This is a genomic window from Streptomyces sp. NBC_01261, from assembly GCF_036226385.1.
Classification (GTDB): domain Bacteria; phylum Actinomycetota; class Actinomycetes; order Streptomycetales; family Streptomycetaceae; genus Streptomyces.
This window is the reverse complement of record NZ_CP108463.1, coordinates 8781542-8799106: the sequence shown is the minus strand read 5'-3', so window position 1 is coordinate 8799106 and position 17565 is coordinate 8781542. Positions and strand designations below refer to the sequence as shown.

Annotated in this window: 17 protein-coding genes and 5 tRNA genes; 9 read left to right on the top strand and 13 right to left on the bottom strand. The window is 71.5% G+C overall.

The genetic code is table 11. The annotated features are described in order from the left end of the window. The first annotated feature begins 11 nt into the window (after positions 1 to 11). Positions 12 to 425, top strand: coding sequence for an SsgA family sporulation/cell division regulator (locus OG226_RS39245; protein WP_004002642.1), 414 nt, complete (start codon positions 12 to 14; stop codon positions 423 to 425). Between the two features lie 326 nt (positions 426 to 751). Further along, positions 752 to 1312 carry a CGNR zinc finger domain-containing protein gene (locus tag OG226_RS39240; protein WP_019059823.1) on the top strand — a complete coding sequence of 187 codons (561 nt, stop codon included), beginning with the start codon at positions 752 to 754 and terminating at the stop codon, positions 1310 to 1312. Between the two features lie 73 nt (positions 1313 to 1385). Here the strand turns inward: OG226_RS39240 and OG226_RS39235 are convergent, their stop codons facing one another. After that, the gene (locus OG226_RS39235; protein WP_019059824.1) at positions 1386 to 1538 is read right to left on the bottom strand and encodes a hypothetical protein; all 153 of its coding nucleotides are present in this window, start codon (positions 1536 to 1538) and stop codon (positions 1386 to 1388) included. A gap of 169 nt (positions 1539 to 1707) precedes the next feature. Beyond that, the gene (locus OG226_RS39230) at positions 1708 to 2157 is read right to left on the bottom strand and encodes a hypothetical protein (RefSeq protein ID WP_328686567.1); all 450 of its coding nucleotides are present in this window, start codon (positions 2155 to 2157) and stop codon (positions 1708 to 1710) included. A 322-nt stretch (positions 2158 to 2479) separates the two neighbouring features. Here OG226_RS39230 and OG226_RS39225 point away from each other — a divergent pair, with 322 nt between their 5' ends. Then, positions 2480 to 2995 carry a DsbA family protein gene (locus OG226_RS39225; protein ID WP_328684472.1) on the top strand — a complete coding sequence of 172 codons (516 nt, stop codon included), beginning with the start codon at positions 2480 to 2482 and terminating at the stop codon, positions 2993 to 2995. Positions 2996 to 3010: 15 nt separating this feature from the next. Here OG226_RS39225 and OG226_RS39220 read toward each other — a convergent pair whose 3' ends face one another. The 3 genes from OG226_RS39220 to OG226_RS39210 are packed head-to-tail and all read right to left on the bottom strand — an operon-like array spanning position 3011 to position 5751. Next, on the bottom strand, positions 3011 to 3835 hold the full coding sequence (locus tag OG226_RS39220) for a GNAT family N-acetyltransferase (protein ID WP_329351590.1): 825 nt from the start codon (positions 3833 to 3835) through the stop codon (positions 3011 to 3013). A 54-nt stretch (positions 3836 to 3889) separates the two neighbouring features. Beyond that, positions 3890 to 4711, bottom strand: coding sequence for an aminotransferase class IV (locus tag OG226_RS39215; RefSeq protein ID WP_329351589.1), 822 nt, complete (start codon positions 4709 to 4711; stop codon positions 3890 to 3892). Further along, positions 4708 to 5751 (bottom strand): chorismate-binding protein, encoded by a 1044-nt coding sequence (locus OG226_RS39210; protein ID WP_329351586.1) that lies wholly within the window; start codon positions 5749 to 5751, stop codon positions 4708 to 4710. The genes OG226_RS39215 and OG226_RS39210 overlap by 4 nt, the downstream gene beginning before the upstream one ends. Before the next feature lie 179 nt (positions 5752 to 5930). Between OG226_RS39210 and OG226_RS39205 the strand changes: the two genes are divergently transcribed. The 5 genes from OG226_RS39205 (at position 5931) to OG226_RS39185 (ending at position 6387) form a co-directional block, all read left to right on the top strand. After that, positions 5931 to 6003: transfer RNA gene (locus tag OG226_RS39205), tRNA-Gly, on the top strand. Between the two features lie 40 nt (positions 6004 to 6043). Further along, positions 6044 to 6117 (top strand) — tRNA-Cys (locus OG226_RS39200). Position 6118: 1 nt separating this feature from the next. Continuing rightward, a tRNA-Val gene (locus tag OG226_RS39195) sits at positions 6119 to 6190 on the top strand. A gap of 19 nt (positions 6191 to 6209) precedes the next feature. Then, positions 6210 to 6281 (top strand) — tRNA-Val (locus OG226_RS39190). A 34-nt stretch (positions 6282 to 6315) separates the two neighbouring features. Then, positions 6316 to 6387: transfer RNA gene (locus OG226_RS39185), tRNA-Val, on the top strand. A gap of 52 nt (positions 6388 to 6439) precedes the next feature. Here OG226_RS39185 and OG226_RS39180 read toward each other — a convergent pair. From OG226_RS39180 to OG226_RS39165, 4 genes are all read right to left on the bottom strand, one after another. After that, positions 6440 to 6739 (bottom strand): TFIIB-type zinc ribbon-containing protein, encoded by a 300-nt coding sequence (locus OG226_RS39180; protein ID WP_078652509.1) that lies wholly within the window; start codon positions 6737 to 6739, stop codon positions 6440 to 6442. 80 nt (positions 6740 to 6819) lie between these two features. After that, positions 6820 to 7758, bottom strand: coding sequence for a phosphotransferase family protein (locus tag OG226_RS39175; protein ID WP_328684468.1), 939 nt, complete (start codon positions 7756 to 7758; stop codon positions 6820 to 6822). Between the two features lie 258 nt (positions 7759 to 8016). Further along, positions 8017 to 8226, bottom strand: coding sequence for a hypothetical protein (locus OG226_RS39170; RefSeq protein ID WP_317888187.1), 210 nt, complete (start codon positions 8224 to 8226; stop codon positions 8017 to 8019). Between the two features lie 212 nt (positions 8227 to 8438). Beyond that, positions 8439 to 8714, bottom strand: coding sequence for a hypothetical protein (locus OG226_RS39165; protein WP_033282228.1), 276 nt, complete (start codon positions 8712 to 8714; stop codon positions 8439 to 8441). Between the two features lie 196 nt (positions 8715 to 8910). Here OG226_RS39165 and OG226_RS39160 point away from each other — a divergent pair, with 196 nt between their 5' ends. After that, the gene (locus OG226_RS39160; protein WP_329351585.1) at positions 8911 to 10287 is read left to right on the top strand and encodes a serine/threonine-protein kinase; all 1377 of its coding nucleotides are present in this window, start codon (positions 8911 to 8913) and stop codon (positions 10285 to 10287) included. A 218-nt stretch (positions 10288 to 10505) separates the two neighbouring features. Here OG226_RS39160 and OG226_RS39155 read toward each other — a convergent pair whose 3' ends face one another. From OG226_RS39155 to cobT, 4 genes are all read right to left on the bottom strand, one after another. Beyond that, entirely contained in the window at positions 10506 to 10901 is a 396-nt protein-coding gene (locus OG226_RS39155) for an NUDIX hydrolase (protein WP_329351583.1), read from the bottom strand. A gap of 8 nt (positions 10902 to 10909) precedes the next feature. Beyond that, positions 10910 to 11728 (bottom strand): TrmH family RNA methyltransferase, encoded by an 819-nt coding sequence (locus tag OG226_RS39150; protein ID WP_328684465.1) that lies wholly within the window; start codon positions 11726 to 11728, stop codon positions 10910 to 10912. A gap of 82 nt (positions 11729 to 11810) precedes the next feature. Continuing rightward, the gene (gene cobA / locus OG226_RS39145) at positions 11811 to 13043 is read right to left on the bottom strand and encodes a uroporphyrinogen-III C-methyltransferase (protein WP_329351581.1); all 1233 of its coding nucleotides are present in this window, start codon (positions 13041 to 13043) and stop codon (positions 11811 to 11813) included. A gap of 175 nt (positions 13044 to 13218) precedes the next feature. Next, positions 13219 to 17190 (bottom strand): nicotinate-nucleotide--dimethylbenzimidazole phosphoribosyltransferase, encoded by a 3972-nt coding sequence (gene cobT, locus OG226_RS39140; protein WP_329351579.1) that lies wholly within the window; start codon positions 17188 to 17190, stop codon positions 13219 to 13221. Positions 17191 to 17565: the final 375 nt, after the last annotated feature.

Here is a 17565-nt window from a genome sequence, read left to right as displayed (position 1 = left end):
CCCTGGCGCTTATGAACACCACGGTCAGCTGCGAGCTGCACCTGCGCCTCGTTGTGTCGAGCGAGTCATCCCTGCCTGTCCCCGCAGGCCTGAGGTACGACACGGCCGACCCCTACGCCGTGCACGCCACCTTCCACACCGGAGCCGAGGAGACCGTCGAGTGGGTGTTCGCCCGCGACCTTCTCGCGGAGGGCCTCCACCGGCCCACCGGCACAGGCGACGTCCGTGTCTGGCCATCCCGTAGTCACGGTCAGGGCGTCGTCTGCATCGCGCTGAGCTCTCCTGAGGGCGAAGCCCTGCTGGAGGCTCCCGCGCGGGCTCTGGAGTCCTTCCTGAAGCGGACGGACGCCGCCGTGCCACCTGGCACGGAGCACCGGCACTTCGACCTGGATCAGGAGCTGTCGCACATCCTGGCGGAGAGCTAGCGCGAGGTCCCAACCAAGCCGCCCGGCGCCGTCCGAACTCGGGGAGACGGCTCGGGCCTAGACAACCGCATAGGGCACACACCGGCGCCGTCGCCGCGATTCGTCGCGGGGGCGGCGCCGGTGCGCGTGGTACCCGGTCACTGGACCTTCCGTGCTCCCGGCCGCGCGAACTCTCCGTGGTCCCGCCCGGGAGCGCTCTGCCCGGTCCGGGGAACCGCGAGGGGCACGGTCCCGTTCTTAGAGACAGCGGGCCGCCCTCCGGGAAGCCACTACCATCGGCCAGCATCGGCGGGCGCCCGCCCGACCCCCAGGCCAGGGAGCGAAACGTGCTGATCACCCACGACACCCGGTGCGCCCTCGACACCGTGGTCGATCTGGTGAACACCGCACCGGAGGACGCAGCGGCGCCGGACGGACTGCAGGATGTCGCGCTGCTCGCGGATTTCGTACGAAACCACGAGATCAGCGATGTCGGGGTGCTGTCGGAGTTCGACCTCTCCGCCGTGCGCAAGATCCGCGGCCGGTTCACCGCGGTCTTCTCGGCCCCGGACCCCCGGACCGCCGCCGGGCTGATCAACGACCTGGTCGCCGCCGCGGGCACCACCCCCCGGCTCACGGACCACGACGGCTACGACTGGCACGTGCACTACTTCGCGCCGGGCGCCTCGGTCGCCGACCATCTCGCCGCCGACTGCGGGATGGCGCTCGCGTTCTTCGTGGTGGCCGGCGAGGAGGAGCGGCTGCGCCGCTGTGAGGCCCCGGACTGCCGGCGCGCCTTCGTCGACCTCTCCCGGAACCGCTCCCGCAGGTACTGCGACAGCCGGACCTGCGGGAACAGGCTGCACGTGGCCGCGTACCGGGCGCGACGCAAGGAAGCGGCGGGCTGACGCCCGACTCGGCACGAAGGAATCGATGAGTTCGTGGCCCCCGGCGGGTGACGTCGGGGACCACGAGTACGGCTCACAGCATCAGCAGGTCGTGCAGCGAGGCCATGAGCAGCAGACACCCGATCACCGCTAGGAAGATCATCAGCGGTGGCTGGGAAAGGGCGAAAAGGCACCCGCGCGGCTCGTCCTTCGGCGGCGCGGCGTCGCTCTGTGTCGTGTCCAGCATCTCGCCGCGATGATGACGCAGCGAAGACCCCCGGCGCGATCAACACGCCCGTTATGAGAGGGAGTTCGCCGAATTCCGTGATGTCTGTTTCGAGTCGCGACGACTCCTGAACGCTTACCGGCGGACCTGGCTCACTCTGTGTCGTTTCCGTCGCGGTCCCGTCCGACCGTCATATGCCGTGCTTCTTGAGGATGGCCTCGATGTCGCTGAAGTCGTCCCCGCTCTGCGCGCGGGGCGCTGCCGCCGGCCGGGTCGCCGGGCGCTTGGCCGGTCCCAGGGAGGGGGCGGAGGCCGCCGGGGCCACCGCGTCGGGCTGAGCCGAAGCGCGGGCCGCCCTGCGTTCCTTGCGGGTGCCGCCACCGCCGCGGCGGCGCTCCACGGCACGTGTGCCCATGAAGAGCAGCCAGGCGCCGCCCAGCACCACGAAACCCGCCCAGGCCGTAGGACTGAACGCGGTGTCGGCCGCCCAGCCGACGACCCCGGTCATCACCAGCCCGACCGGCACCAGCGAATAGGCGGCGATACGGGCGGCGGAGAGAAAACGCTTCCGGTACGCCGTGACCGCCGCGATGCCCAGGCCGGCCGCGGAGACGGCGGAACAGACGGTCTCGGCAATCATCCGGTCCTCCAGGCGTGGTTCGGTCGGCAGGTCTCGGTCGCGCCCGGTCGGGCACGCTCCCGGCACGCGGGTGCGGGTCGGGCAGGTCCAGTGCGCACAGGCGCCGGTCGGGCACGTTTCGGATCGGACAGCGTGCGGTCGATCGGGCAGCGTGCACTTCGTCCCTTCCATCCTGCACCGTCCGGTCCCCGGGAGGCCATGCCCCGGTCGGACATCAGGGACATCTCCGGGTCGCATCCTCCCCAGGTGCCGGTCGGCGTCGTACGGACGCGGCCCGTGGTCCCGGTTCGAGGAGCGCGGCCGGGGCTGGGAGACTGGTCCCATGAGTGACCTCCCCTCCGTGCGCACCCCCGTCCTCGACGTCTGGTGCGAGCTCCAGTGCCCGGACTGCGACACCGCCCTGGACGATGTACGCGCCCTGCGGGCCCGCTACGGCGACCGCCTGGAGGTACGGCTGCGGCACTTCCCCCTGGAGAAGCACAAGCACGCGTTCGCCGCCGCGCAGGCCGCCGAGGAGGCCGTAGAGCAGGGGCGGGGCTGGGACTACGTCGAGGCCGTGCTCGGCCGGGTCGCGGAGCTGGACCGTGAGGGAGAACCCTTCCTGGTCGCGGTGGCCGGTGAACTCGGTCTGGACGCCGAGGAGTTCGACACCGCCCTGATCGACGGGCGGCACATCCTGATCGTCGACGCCGACCAGGCCGAGGGCAAGGCCATCGGCGTGACCGGCACCCCGACGTATGTCATCGGCGGCGAGCTTCTCGACGGCGGCAAGAGCCAGGAAGGGCTCCGCGCCCGCATCGAGGAGATCGCCGACCGGTTGCTCGCCGGGGGCGAGTGAGCCTCGGACCGATTCTCAGAGCAGGCTCTTGTACAGGTGGTGGGTGACCGTCTCGTAGCCGAGTGATTCGTAGAGCCGCTCGGCGGGCGTGTTGCCCGCGAAGACGTTCAGGCGGATGGTCGGCAGACCGGCCGCGACGCCCTGTGCCTCGGCCAGGAGCATCAGGGTGCGGCCGTGGCCCCTGCCCCTGTGTCGCGCGTCGACCTCGGCCTTGTTGACGAAGGCCTTGCCGTCACGGGGGCCCGTCCAGAGCGTGCCGACCGCGGCGCCCTCGTGCTCCAGGACGCTGAAGAGCATGCCCTCGGTGGCCAGTCCGTCGGGCAGCAGGGCGGCGGTGCCCTCCAGAGCCCTGGTCCGGGCCTCGGCCTCGGGCACCCCGCGCTCGGTCCAGCTCTGGATGAAGGTCTCCGTGTCCCGCTCCAGCCAGGGGCCGAACTCCTCCTGGGTCATGGGCCGCCCCCGGCTCCCCGCGGGCAGCTCGGGCCCGGTGTCGCCGAGGGACTTCTCCAGGTGGCGGTTGCGGACGACGTAGCCGAGGCTGGTCGCCATCTTGAGCGCCACCTCCGCCACCGCGGGCACGGATGCCTCGATCCGCTCGCAGCCCCAGCCCCGCGCCACCTCCTCGGCGGCGAGTGCGGCCACGGTGCCCCGACCGCGCCGGCCGTCCTGCTCTTCGATACGGAGGTCCAGGATCTGGGCCACCGAGTCGCCGAAGACCGCACTCGTGCCGAGGTGTATCGCGCCGACGGAACGGCTGTTCACACACACCTGGTAGCGGCGTGAACGCGTCCCGTCGGCCTCGCGCTGAAGCGGCTCGGTCGGCCGCAGGGTCGTGGTCATCAACTGTGTTCTACCCGACCTGGACCCCCAGGTCAGCCCGCTCAGAGAGGGCTTTTATGGATCAAGGTCGTCGCCCGACCGCTCGTCGAACACGCGCATGGCCTTGCTGGTCACCGGCCCTGCGGTACCCGGGAGTTGACGCTCGTCGACCAGGTGGACGGCCTGTACGTCCCGCAGCGACGACGTGAGGAAGACCTCGTCGGCGCGTTTCAGGACGTCCAGCGGCAGGTCGGTCTCCTTGGCGCCGGTCCATTCGACGGTCAGGGCGCGGGTGATGCCGGCGAGGCATCCCGAGGCGACCGGCGGGGTGTGGATCTCGCCGTCCAGGACGACGAAGACGTTCGACCCCGTGCCCTCGCAGAGTTGGCCGACCGTGTTGGCGAACAGGGCCTCGGAGGCGCCGTGTTGGTGGGCGCGGGCGAGGGCGACGACGTTCTCGGCGTAGGAGGTCGTCTTGAGGCCGGTGAGGGCGCCGCGTTCGTTGCGGGTCCAGGGGACCGTGACGGCGGCCGTGGAGTCGGGGCGGTATTTCGTCTCGCCGAGGGCGACCACGAGGGTCGGGCCGTGCTCGCCGCGGTCGGAGCCGAGGGGGCCGTGGCCGCCGGTGTACGTGATCCGGAGCCGGCCGAGCGGCAGCGGACCGGCGTCGAGGACGGCCGCGCAGCCGCGGCGGACCTCGTCCAGGTCGGGGTCGGGCAGCCCGAGGCCGCGCGCGGAACGGGTCAGCCGGTCGAGATGCCGGGTCAGCGCGAACGTCTTGCCGTCCGTCACCTTCACCGTCTCGAAAATGCCGTCGCCCACGGTCAGTCCGTGGTCGAAGACGGAGACACGGGCGGACTCGATGTCCTGCAGCCCGCCGTCGAGCCAGATCTTCATGAAAGAGCCTCTCCGCTCACCTCGTACGCGCCCGACGCTATCGCGAGCAGCCGGGACGCCTTCAGCTCGGTCTCCCGCCACTCCCCCTCGGGGTCCGAACCCCAGGTGATGCCCGCGCCGGTGCCGAAACGCAGCGTGCCGTCGGCGCGGTCAATCCAGAAGGTGCGGATGCCTACGGCCAGTTCACCGGTCCCCCGGTCCGCGTCGACCCAGCCGATGCCCCCGCAGTAGGGGCCCCGGGGCGCGGTCTCCAAGGTGTCGATGATGCGCAGGGCACTGGACTTGGGCGCACCGGTGACACTCCCGGGCGGAAAGGCGGCGACGAGCAGCTCCGGCCAACCGGCGGCGGCGGGCAGTTCGCCTCGTACCGTCGACACGAGGTGGACCAGACCCGGGTGCTTCTCCACGACGCACAGGTCCGGCACGGTCACGGTCCCCGTGGCGCACACGCGGCCGAGGTCGTTGCGGACCAGGTCCACGATCATCACGTTCTCGGCGAAGTCCTTCTCCAGCAGATCCGCCTCCGTCCGCCCGGTGCCCTTGATCGGGCCCGACTCGACGACCCGGCCGGTGCGGCGCAGGAAGAGTTCGGGGGAGGCGGTGGCTATCTCGACGCCGTGGTCGGGCAAGCGGATCGTTCCTGCGTACGGCGCCGGGTTGCCGCGTGCGAGCAGGGCGGTGAGGGCGTCCACGTCGGCGTCGGGGGCGACCGGTGCGGACAGGACGCGGCACAGGTTGGCCTGGTAGACCTCGCCGGCCGCGATGTGGTCCCGGATGCGGCGGACGCCGGCGGTGTAGGCGGCGCGGTCGAGGGAGGAGCTCCAGGCCTCGGCCGCGGGGGCGTGCCAGGCGCCGGGGGCTGGTGCCGGGACCGGTTCGTGGCGTACGTCGCGGAAGCGCGCGCAGGTCAGACGGCCCTCGAAGTCGGCCGCGACCGCCCAGAAGCCGCTGGAGTCCAGGGCCGCGGGATCGCTGGTGACATCGAGGAGACCGGTGGCGACACGGCCGCCGAAACGGGCGAGAGGGGTGAGGCGGAACACGTCGTCGAGTCTATGGCGGGTGTCTCACAGGTTGCCCGGCCATGTCACCGCGGGTGCCCTGACCATGTGTTCCCGTAGTCGCAGGCCAGCACGCTGCACAAACGCGTTTTTGTACTGGCCCGGGAATCCGCTAGAGTTCAACTCGTCGCCGCGACGCGCAAGCCGAGCGGAAACGACAAGCGGACGTAGCTCAGTTGGTAGAGCGCAACCTTGCCAAGGTTGAGGTCGCCAGTTCGAACCTGGTCGTCCGCTCGCAGGAAAGTGGGGGATCTTCCCGACCCCCCGCACTCCTGGTGGAGTGGCCGAGAGGCGAGGCAACGGCCTGCAAAGCCGTCTACACGGGTTCAAATCCCGTCTCCACCTCCAAGGACGATTAGCTCAGCGGGAGAGCGCTTCCCTGACACGGAAGAGGTCACTGGTTCAATCCCAGTATCGTCCACTGGTCCGCAAGGATCCCCGCGCGATTAGCTCAGCGGGAGAGCGCTTCCCTGACACGGAAGAGGTCACTGGTTCAATCCCAGTATCGCGCACGCACCGCCCATGATCCCCGGATCATGGTCCCGAGGACGATTAGCTCAGCGGGAGAGCGCTTCCCTGACACGGAAGAGGTCACTGGTTCAATCCCAGTATCGTCCACACACCGAAGCCCCCGGCGCTCACCGCGTCCGGGGGCTTCTTCGTGTGCCGGTCAGCTGGAGAACAGCATGTGGCCGAAGCTCTTGTGGCGGTGGTGGCCGCCGTGACCGCCGTAGTGGCCACCACCGTGACCGCCGCCGTGCGGGGCGCCCCAGGCGGGCGCGGACGGGGCCGGGTAGGCCTGCGGGCCCGGGGGCGGCGGGGCGGGCTGCTGCCACTGGGACTCCACGCGGGTCAGCGCCTCCAGCTCGCCGTAGTCGAGGAAGATCCCCCGGCAGTTGCTGCACTGCTCGATCTGGACACCGTTGCGGTTGTACGTGTGCATCGGCGCATGGCACTTCGGACACTGCATGCTCGGCTCAACTCCTCGCCCGTCGGTACATCTTGGTGTTTCCCCAGGACAGACTCCGTCCGACCCCGGTCGGTTGCACCCTACTTCGCGGATTCGGGCGCCAACTCGGCCGGTACGGAACCCATTCGGTCACACGCGTCCACGACGGCCAGCTCCACCTCGTCCAGCGGGCGGTCCGCCGCGACCGCCTTGACGATCGCCAGGGCGGCGGTCTGGACGGTGAGCGCGCGGGCGGGAACGTCCAGGGCGAGCCAGGGGTCGCCGTCCGCGGGGACGGCCGGGCCGCCCGCCCCGCGGTACGCGGTCAGGAAACAGGTCCACTCGTCGGGCGGGAGCAGTCCGCAGGCGTACCAGGCGGCGGGGCGGGCGAGGTCCCAGCCCGGGACTCCTACGCCCAGGTCGTCGACGTCGATCAGCAGCCACGGGCCGTCGGGGGCCGGGTGGCGGACGAGTTGGCCTAGGTGCAGGTCGCCGTGGCAGAGGGTGGTGGTGTCCGGCTGGGGTGCCTCCGCGCGGGCCCAGGCGGGGAGCCGCGTCCAGGCGTGCAGGACGGGAGCGGCCGCGGGGTGGGGGCCGGCCTCGCGGAGCCGGGTGATCGCTCGGACCGCCTTGAGGGGGCCTCGCATGGGTGGGAGCCGGGTGGGGGGCGGTGTGCGGTGGAGCTGGGCGAGGAGGGTGGCCGCCGCTTCCCAGGGGGCCGCGTCCGGGTCGTCCGGGTCCACGGGAGTGCCGTAGGGCCAGCACGTCACCAAGCGGTCGTGCAGGTGGAGGGGGGTGGGGTCGAGCGGGGGCAGGAGGATGCCGGGGAGGGCGTCGGCCGTGGTGAGGCGGGCCGCGAGGTCGGCGGGGTCCGTGTGCGGGGCGTGGGCCTTCGCGACGGTGTCCTCGTGGCGGACAACTGTGCCGTCGGGGCGGTCGGTGAGGGTACGGGTTGCTCCGCAGGGGCAGCTGGGGGTTCGGGCGTGTGCCGCGGTTCCGGCTCGGGCTGTCAGCGCCGGCAGCAACTGGTGGGTGATCACGGGGCCCCTCGGGTCGTACGGCTCTCGTTGGGAGCGTACGGCTGGGCAGGTGGCTTCGCCGCAGGCCGGTGGGGGCCGGTCGCGCGGTTCCCGTGCCCCTTTGGGGCGCTGCACCCAGGGCGCCTCAGGGCATGGCAAAGCCGGCGCAGCTCCCCAGCTGCGCCGGCTTTTTTTGCCGTCCGCCGCACCCCCGTCCCCACGGGGTTTCATGGGCTGATGTCCCCGCCCGGACCGCTCTTCCGGGCCTGGGGTCGCCGCTCAGCGCCCCAGCATCACTCCCACGGACGACGCCTGTGTGGCCACGGTCTCCCAGCCGTCGAAGACGACCAGGAGCAGGACCGCCAGGGGAAGTGCCATCAAGGTCGCCACCAGTGGGTGGCGACGGCCCGTGCGGCGGGTGTGGAAGGCCGCGTTGTACGCCTTGCGTCCCTCTTCGCGGATCAATGCCCGCGGTGCCGTATGGGCCATGGTCCCTCTCCTGACCGTGCTCCGTTGACCTAGCTCAGTTGTCGTTGGCAGCGGCGGGTGTCTGACCTCGGGGGACGAGTGCTGCACCCGCCGCTTGACCTCAAATCTAGGCGTGCGGCGGGTGCGGGTCGTCATGCCCTCGTACCGATTGGCGGGCCTCCCGGAGGATGAGCGATGACCTGCGGAGTACTCCCCTGGGTGGAGACCGGGTCCTACGTCTCGGGGTCTTCCCGGAGGGGTAGTCCGGTGTGCCCCGCTTTCTCTGAGCTGTCCTCGCGCGGGACCGGCTGCTCGACCAGGGCGAGGACCCTGGTCGCCATGAAGCGGGCGGTGCGGACGACCGAGCCACTGCGGGTGACTTCGCTCACTTCCACCACCCCTCGGCGCACCGCCGTCTCCACCCGACGGCCCGCCCTGCTCGCCACCACCTCGTAGGTACGTGTTGTGTCGCCGGCGTCCACCACTATCTCGACGCGATCACCCTTCACGCGCTCAATCCCCCTTCTGTGATGGTTGGTTGGGGTCCGACGCGGTGTGAAGTCCTGCTGCTCGCAACGCCTCTGACCACTCTTCAAGTTTCCCACCCGGCACTGACAATCCGTCGGTTCGAGAGGGCGCGGCCTTTGCGCGCGGGCGGCCGTGGAAACGTAAGCTGTCGCTCGTCACACGGACCGGGCAGCGGGGATGAACATGGCGATGATGCGCCTGAGGCGCGAGGACCCGCGCGTCGTCGGCTCGTTCAGGCTTCACAGACGGCTCGGCGCGGGCGGAATGGGCGTCGTCTATCTGGGCTCCGACCGCAAGGGTCAGCGGGTCGCGCTGAAGGTCATCCGGCCGGATCTGGCGGAGGACCAGGAGTTCCGTTCGCGGTTCGCACGCGAGGTCGGGGCCGCCCGGCGGATTCGCGGTGGGTGCACCGCTCGGCTGGTCGCGGCGGATCTTGAGGCTGATCGGCCGTGGTTCGCCACTCAGTACGTGCCCGGGCCGTCCCTGCACGACAAGGTCGCCGACGAGGGGGCGCTCGGTGCGGCCGAGGTCGCCGCCATCGGAGCCGCCCTGTCCGAGGGGCTCGTCGCGGTGCATGAAGCCGGGGTCGTCCATCGGGATCTCAAGCCGTCGAACATCCTCCTCTCCCCCAAGGGTCCGCGGATCATCGACTTCGGTATCGCCTGGGCGACCGGTGCGTCGACGCTCACGCATGTCGGTACGGCGGTGGGTTCGCCCGGGTTCCTCGCGCCCGAACAGGTGCGGGGCGCCGCGGTCACTCCGGCCACCGATGTGTTCTCGCTCGGGGCCACGCTCGCTTACGCCTCGACCTCCGACTCGCCCTTCGGGCACGGTAGTTCCGAGGTCATGCTGTACCGCGTGGTGCACGAGGAGGCGCAGCTGCACGGGGTGCCGGACGCGCTCGCGCCGCTCGTCCGCGCGTGCCTCGCGAAGGATCCCGAGGAGCGGCCCAGCACGCTCCAACTGTCCTTGCGGCTCAAGGAGATCGCCGCGCGTGAGGCTCAGGGGATGGCCGATGTGCGGCCACCGGGGCCGCGTGCGGCGGAGGCGGATCGGCCTACCGGGCGGCTCACCGACAGTTATCCGGAGCAGCAGCGTACCCAGGGGCAGCGGCGGCCGCAGAATCCTCAGGGTTCTCAGGGGACGCCGACGCCTCGTGGTGCCGCGCCGTCGTCCCGGGGTGGCGGTGGTCCGTCGCGGGGTGGTGGTAGTCCGTCGCGTGCGGGTGGGGTGCCGTCCCGGGCCGGTCAGGCACGGCCGACTCCGGCTGGGCGGAACAACACCCGGTCCGGCAGCGGGAGTCGTCCCGCGCCTCGCAGTGGTGCCGGGCGGTCGGGGCCGCGGACGACGGGAACCGGGCGGCGGCCCGCGAATCCGCGGTTGCTGCGGCAGCGGTTGTTCGTGTTCGTCGTGGTGACGTTGCTGGTCGCGCTGGGGATCGCGGTGGCTCAGGGGTGTTCGGGGCCGGCTCATGGGCTTGGGCGTACGGGGCACGGGAGTGTCGTGGGGGCGGATGGTTCGGTTTCGGACGGGCTGTACGGGGTCACCGAGTAGCGGGGGTCGGTGGTGGTTCTTTCGCCCCCGCCGCCCCTACCCGTCCCATCCCCAGGGGCCGCCGCCCCTTCCGCCCCGCCCAGGGGCTCCGCCCCCGGACCCCCGTCGGCCTGAACGGCTCGTCCTCGAACGCCGGACGGGCTGATGGTGGCGGCCTGCGCTGGAAAGTGAATACCGAACCGGCTCGATCGCGGCGCCCCGCCCTGAATGATGAACGCCTACAACCCCGGCAGCACGTCCTCGAAGAACTCCCGGTCCGCGTCGAACGCGGGAGTCATCCTCAGGAACTCCTCCGGCGTCACCCAACGGACCTCCGACACCTCGCCCGGGTCGGGGACGATCGTGCCGTTGCCCGTTTCCGTGGCGGTCCACCAGTGGAGGCGGAAGGTGCCGTCGGCCGCGTCGGACTGCCAGACCTTGGAGCGGGGGGAGACCGTTAGGCCTACCTCCTCCTTGACCTCTCTGACCAGGGCTTCTTCCTGGGTTTCGCCTGGTTCCAGTTTGCCGCTGAGGGGTGCCCAGTAGCCGGCGCGGGCCGAGTCCGGGCCTCGGCGGATGACCAGGACCCGGTCCGCTCGTCGGAGGACGGCGACGATCGCCTCGCGCGGGGCCAAGCGGGCTCCTAGAGTTCGGGGCGGCCGGTGGCCACCGCGTAGAAGGCGACCGCGGCCGCGGCGCCCACGTTGAGGGAGTCGACGCCGTGGGCCATGGGGATGCGGACCCATTCGTCGGCGGCGACCAGGGCCTGGGTCGACAGGCCGTCGCCCTCGGCTCCCAGCATCAGGGCCACCCGGTCCATCCGGTGCGGGGCCGCCTCGTCCAGGCTCTTCGCCTTTTCGTCGGGAGTGAGGGCCAGGAGGGTGAAGCCCGCCTCTCGGACCGACTCCAGGCCCTTGGGCCAGCTGTCCAGGCGGGCGTACGGGACCGAGAAGACCGCACCCATGGAGACCTTCACGCTGCGGCGGTAGAGCGGGTCCGCGCAGTCCGGGGACAGCAGGACCGCGTCCATGCCCAGTGCCGCCGCCGAGCGGAAGATCGCGCCGATGTTGGTGTGGTCGTTGACCGACTCCATGACGACGACCCTGCGGGTGCTCTGGAGGAGTTCATCCGCCGTGGGGAGCGGTTTGCGTTGCATGGAGGCGAGTGCGCCTCGGTGGACGTGGTAGCCCGTGACGCGTTCGGCCAGTTCCGGGCTCACCGCGTAGACGGGGGCCGGGAGTTCGTCGATGACGTCCCGCATGACGTCGACCCACTTCGCGGACAGCAGCATCGAGCGCATCTCGTAGCCCGCGTCCTTGGCCCGTCTGATGACCTTCTCGCCCTCGGCGATGAACAGGCCCTCGGCCGGTTCACGCTTGCGGCGCAGCTCTACGTCGGTCAGGCCCGTGTAGTCACGCAGGCGCGGGTCGTCGGGATCCTCAACGGTGATGAGATCGGCCACAGGGTGATACTGCCTTGTCCTGGGTGTGGTGCCAACGGCTGGGAACGGGTTGTGTTACCCGGGGTTACGCAGATGCCGCGGATTACTCGGCCGTCCTCGGGCCCACGGCGACGACCGCGCCGATGACGATCACCGCCGGCGGCTTCACGTCCTCGGCGCGTGCCGTCTCGCCGACCGTCGCGAGCGTCGCGTCCACGCGGCGCTGGGCGGCCGTCGTGCCCTCCTGGATCAGGGCGACCGGGGTGTCGGCCGGCTTGCCGTGCGCGATCAGGGTTTCGGCGATCTTTCCGATCTTGTCCACGCCCATGAGGACCACCAGCGTGCCGGTGAGCTTGGCGAGGGACGGCCAGTCGACCAAGGAGCGCTCGTCGTCAGGGGCCACATGGCCGCTGACCACCGTGAACTCGTGTGCGACACCCCGGTGGGTGACCGGGATGCCCGCTGCACCGGGGACCGAGATCGAGCTGGAGATGCCGGGGACGACCGTGCACGGGATGCCGGCCTCCGCCAGCGCCTGGACCTCCTCCATGCCGCGGCCGTAGACGTAGGGGTCGCCACCCTTCAGCCGTACGACCGACTTGCCCTGTTTGGCGTGTTCGATCAGGGCGTTGTTGATGGCCTCCTGGGCCATGTAGCGGCCGTACGGGATCTTCGCCGCGTCGATCACCTCGACGTGCGGGGGGAGTTCGGCGAGGAGGTCGCGGGGGCCGAGGCGGTCGGCGATGACGACGTCGGCCTCGGCGAGGAGGCGGCGACCGCGGACCGTGATCAGGTCCGGGTCGCCGGGGCCGCCGCCGACCAGGGCGACGCCCGCCGTGCGGGTGCGGTGGTGGGGGGCGACGAGGGTGCCGTCGCGCAGGCCCGCGACGACCGCGTCGCGGATCGCGGCGGTGTGGCGGGGGTCGCGACCGCGCACGTTCGTGGTGAGCACGGCGACCGTCACGCCCTCGCTGTGGCCCGTCGCCGGGGTCCATGCGGTGGCCTGGTCGGCATCGTCGGAGCGGACGCACCAGACGCGGTTCGTCTCCGCTTCGGCGGAGGCCCGGCTGTTCGCCTCCGGGTCCGTGGTGGCGATCAGGGCGTACCAGGCGTTCGCGAGGTCGCCTTCCGCGTAGGAACGGCGCTCCCAGGTGATCTCGCCCGCGTCCGCCATCGCCTCCACGGAAGGGGTTGCCTCGGGGGACACGAGGGTGACGTCCGCGCCCGCCGCGATCAGCGCCGGGAGGCGGCGCTGGGCGACCTGGCCGCCGCCGAGGACGACGACCCTGCGGCCGGTGAGGCGGAGGCCTACGGGGTAGGCGGGGTTTTCGGCCATGAGGGTGCGGCTCCTCTTTTACGGCGTGGGGTGGCCCTGACGCGCAGATTTTAAGGGCAGGGTGCTACGGCGGCGCAGCCGGTCCAGGGGCTGAGCCGCCGTAGCCGACCGCGGATGCGTGGTCCGTGCCCACTCGTTCCGTCCTGCGGAACGAGTGGGCACGGACCATGGGCGCCTACTTTTCCGTCACCCCTGCGGAATCGAACGTCGCCACCTCGTGCATCGCCCGCGCCGTGCTCTGCACCAGCGGCAGGGCCAGCAGCGCGCCCGTGCCCTCGCCGAGGCGGAGGTCCAGGTCGACCAAGGGGCGCAGGCCGAGCTTGTTCAGTGCCGCCACGTGACCCGGTTCCGCGCTGCGGTGGCCCGCGATGCAGGCCGCGAGGACCTCGGGGGCGATCGCGCGGGCCACGAGAGCCGCCGCGCCCGCGCTGACGCCGTCCAGGATCACCGGCGTACGCAAGGACGCGCCACCGAGCAACAGGCCGACCATGGCCGCGTGTTCGAAGCCGCCGACCGCGGCGAGGACGCCGATGGGGTCGGCCGGGTCCGGCTGGTGGAGTTCGATCGCGCGGCGCACGACCTCCGTCTTGCGGGCCAGGGTCTCGTCGTTGATGCCGGTACCGCGGCCCGTCACCTCCGCCGGGTCGGTGTCCGTGAACACCGAGATCAGGACCGCGGACGCGGTGGTGTTCGCGATGCCCATCTCACCTGTGAGCAGAGCCTTGTTGCCGGCCGCGACCAGGTCGCGGGCCGTCTCGATGCCCACCTCGATGGCCTGCTTGGCCTCCTCGCGGGACATCGCGGGACCGGTCGTCATGTCGGACGTACCGGCACGGATCTTGCGGGGCAACAGGCCGGGCGTGGACGGGAGTTCGGAGGCCACGCCGACATCCACGACGCACACCTCGGCGCCCACCTGGCTCGCGAAGGCGTTGCAAACCGCCCCGCCGCCAAGGAAGTTGGCGACCATCTGGGCCGTGACCTCCTGCGGCCAAGGGGTGACCCCTTGCGCGTGCACACCGTGGTCGCCCGCGAAGATCGCGACGGCCGCGGGCTCCGGGATCGGCGGCGGGCACTGCCGGGACAGGCCCGACAACTGCGCGGAGATGATCTCCAGCATGCCGAGCGAGCCCGGCGGCTTCGTCATCCGCTTCTGCCGCTCCCACGCCTCGCCGAGCGCCTTCGCGTCCAGCGGGCGGATACCGGCGACGGTCTCCGCGAGCAGGTCGTGCGGGTCCTCGCCGGGCAGTGCCCGACGGCCGTAGGTCTCCTCGTGCACGACCCACGACAGGGGACGGCGCTTGGACCAGCCGGCCTGCATCAGTTCGGGCTCGTCCGGGAACTCGTCGACGTAGCCGACGCAGAGGTACGCGATGACCTCCAGGTGCTCCGGCAGGCCGAGCGCGCGGACCATCTCACGCTCGTCGAAGAAGCTGACCCAGCCGACACCGAGGCCCTCGGCGCGGGCGGCGAGCCAGAGGTTCTCGACGGCGAGCGCGGCGGAGTACGGCGCCATCTGCGGCTGCGTGTGCCGACCCAGGGTGTGCCGGCCGCCGCGGGTCGGGTCGGCGGTGACGACGATGTTCACCGGGGTGTCGAGGATCGCCTCGATCTTCAGTTCCTTGAACTGCTTCGCCCTGCCCTTCGGCAGCGACTTCGCGTACGCCTCGCGCTGGCTCTGCGCCAGTTCGTGCATGTTCCGGCGGGTGTCCGCGGACCGGATGACGACGAAGTCCCACGGCTGAGAGTGCCCGACGGACGGCGCGGTGTGCGCCGCCTCCAGCACCCGCAACAGCACGTCGTGCGGGATCGGGTCGCTGCGGAAGCCGTTGCGGATGTCCCGACGCTCACGCATCACCTTGAGCACGGCCTCGCGCTCGGCGTCGTTGTAGGCGGGCGCGGCAGGGCCGGTGGACTCTCGTACGTCTTCCGCTTCCACTACGGCCGCGCTCTCTTCTTCCTGATCAGCGGCCCGGGTGTCCAGGTCGTCCGCGTGCTGTACGAGCTCCGGGTCCGCCTCACGGGGGGCGGGGACGGCGGCGAAGGGCTCCTCTGCAACGCCCGGTCGCTCCTCCGCGGGAAGCACGAGCGGGTGCGGCGGGGTCGGCGCGAGGTGGGGGGTGGTGGGCACGGAGCCCTCCACCGGGACGAAGCGGCCGAGGGAGTCGTCCGGGCGGGGCTGCGGCTGAGACCGCAACTCCGGCTGCGGCTCGGGCTCCAGCGGGGCTTCGGTTGCGAGGGTGGCTTCCTCGGGGACCGGCGTCTCCGCTACATGAGATTCGGCGGCTACGACGGGCTCGGGGGCCGGTGTTGCTTCGGCTTCGGGCTCGGGCTCGGCAAGAGGTGCGGCTTCGGAGGCGAGCGGTGCCTCAACTCCCGTGAAAGCGGCCGGAGCTGGCTCGGCTTCCTGGATGACCGCGGCCTCGTCGACCGGGGTGATCTCGGGGGCCGGAGGGACTTCGAGAACCTGGTCAGGAGCGGGGGCGTATACGAGGCTCGCTGCCTGGACCGGCTCCGGAACAACTACGGCCTCGGGCGCCTGCACGGCGTCCTGAACCAACACCGGCTCGGGCGCGACCTCCTGCGCGAGCACTTCATCGGGGGCCTGCGCGAGTACGGCCTGGGGCACCTGCTCGTCAGCGGCGGCGAACCCGGCGTCGAAGCCCTCCTCGGCTCCCGCCACAGGAACGGCCTCCGGCAACACCGCACCCTCAGAAGCGAACGCCTCCTCGGGAACCGGCACGGCCTCAGGCTCCGGCGCGACATCGACACCGGCACCGGCACCGGCACCGGCACCGGCACCGGCACCCGGCACGGGAGCCGGCACAGCGACCGGCGTCGACTCCTGCACGGCATCCACGACAAACGCGGCCTCGGGAACCGGCACAGCCTCGAAGGCACCCGCACCCTCCGGCACGAACCCGGCGTCACCACCGTGCCCGTCACCACCGTGCCCGTCACCGCCAGGCACGAACCCGGCGTCGGGGCCCGGCACCTCCGCCTGCGCCTGCGCCTGCACTGGGGCCTGCGCCTCCGCCTGCGCCTGCGCCTCGGCCTGCACCGGCGGCTGCACCTGGGCCTGCTCGGCACCCAACCCCTCGGCGCCCTCCGGCAGTTGACCCACCTCGGCGAAACCGACACCGGCGTGCCCGGAGCCCTCCGTGCTCACGTGGGCGAAAGCCGCCGCGGGCTCACCGTTGAACGACTGCCCGTGCCCCTGCCACGCCCCACCCGTGTCGGGAGCCTGTGCCAGGTCGGCGTCCTTGCCGGCGCTCGCACCCGCGGCCATGACGAGACCCGGCTCGGGCTCGGGCACGACCACCCCGGCGTCCAGGGCCATGGCGATTCCCCCGCCGACGAACTCGCCGACGAACTGGCCCTCCGGTTTGCCAACAGGAACAACCGTTTCCGCTGTCGGCACCCCGGCGCTCACCGGAACCTGGGCGCCCCAGGGAACCGCGCCCTGCGGGGGCAGGTCGCGGAGCTGGGGTGCGTCGAAGTACTCGGGGCCGGTCGCGGGCGGGCCCGCCTGCCGTACCGGCGCCCCGGCGGGACCGCGGTCGGCGAGGGAGCGGACCGGGCTCGCGGAGGTGTCGGGAAGGGGCGGGCCGAGGTGCAGCGGACGGCGTGGCGGGACCGGCGCGGGCGGCGGCGGTGCGGTCAGCCGGACTCCCCCCAGATCGACGGAACCACTGTCACGACCGGCCGTCTCGTGCGGACCCGGCTCATGCACGGCGGCCTCGGACGGAACAGCCTCATGCCCAACCGGCTGCTGCGACGCAGCCTCGTGCGCAGCCGGCTCGGGCAAGGGAGCCTCGTACGCACCGGCCTCATGCGGAGCGGGTTCCCGTGGAGCGGCCTCGTACACACCAGGCTCCTGCGCGGCAGCCTCGTGCAGGCCCGGCTCGTAAGCCACCGCTTCCTGCGGGACCGGCTCATGAACCGTCTCGAAAACGGGCTCGGGGGCAGGGGGCGGGACCTCGTTGCCCCAGGCGCCCTGGGCGCCCGGAAGGAGCAGCAGGTCCTCGTCCTCGGTGGTGGTCTCGGAGAGGTAGGTGTACGCGCCGTGCGCGGGAACGCCTGGCTGTTCCACCATGCCTGCGTTCTCCGGCAGCCCCTCGGCCGGGATCTGGCCGGTGTCGGTCATGCGTACCCCTCGCCCATCGGTTAGTGCTTCTACGACCCGCTCACCGGGAACGGCGCACCGACCGCCCCGCAGTGGAGAACGAGCGTGCCTGTCCAGCGGCACGAACGACCCGACGTCAAAAGGCGACAAAGCCATTTAGACGACAAAGCCATTGACTGGCATTGTCGCGGGCGTTCGGCCGTCGCGACAGCTTGATCCGCGACGGCCCGCTGTGGACTGCGCCACGTTGCGCGTCCTCCGGTTCCGCCGTACCACACTCACCCCAAAACGGGCGGGTTTTCCGGACATTGACGAACGAAGTGCCGGGTGACCCGATGCGGTACAACAGTCCGCCAGCCTACCGCGCGCAGTACGACAACAGGATCACGGGGACGG

Coding starts and splice junctions, on each gene's coding strand:
- cobA (WP_329351581.1), bottom strand. CDS start 13,043: ATGGCCGAAAACCCCGCCTACCCCGTAGGCCTCCGCCTCACCGGCCGC.
- OG226_RS39230 (WP_328686567.1), bottom strand. CDS start 2,157: ATGATTGCCGAGACCGTCTGTTCCGCCGTCTCCGCGGCCGGCCTGGGC.
- OG226_RS39170 (WP_317888187.1), bottom strand. CDS start 8,226: ATGGCCCATACGGCACCGCGGGCATTGATCCGCGAAGAGGGACGCAAG.
- OG226_RS39235 (WP_019059824.1), bottom strand. CDS start 1,538: ATGCTGGACACGACACAGAGCGACGCCGCGCCGCCGAAGGACGAGCCG.
- OG226_RS39245 (WP_004002642.1), top strand. CDS start 12: ATGAACACCACGGTCAGCTGCGAGCTGCACCTGCGCCTCGTTGTGTCG.
- OG226_RS39220 (WP_329351590.1), bottom strand. CDS start 3,835: ATGACCACGACCCTGCGGCCGACCGAGCCGCTTCAGCGCGAGGCCGAC.
- OG226_RS39180 (WP_078652509.1), bottom strand. CDS start 6,739: ATGCAGTGTCCGAAGTGCCATGCGCCGATGCACACGTACAACCGCAAC.
- OG226_RS39225 (WP_328684472.1), top strand. CDS start 2,480: ATGAGTGACCTCCCCTCCGTGCGCACCCCCGTCCTCGACGTCTGGTGC.
- OG226_RS39215 (WP_329351589.1), bottom strand. CDS start 4,711: ATGAAGATCTGGCTCGACGGCGGGCTGCAGGACATCGAGTCCGCCCGT.
- OG226_RS39160 (WP_329351585.1), top strand. CDS start 8,911: ATGAACATGGCGATGATGCGCCTGAGGCGCGAGGACCCGCGCGTCGTC.
- cobT (WP_329351579.1), bottom strand. CDS start 17,190: ATGACCGACACCGGCCAGATCCCGGCCGAGGGGCTGCCGGAGAACGCA.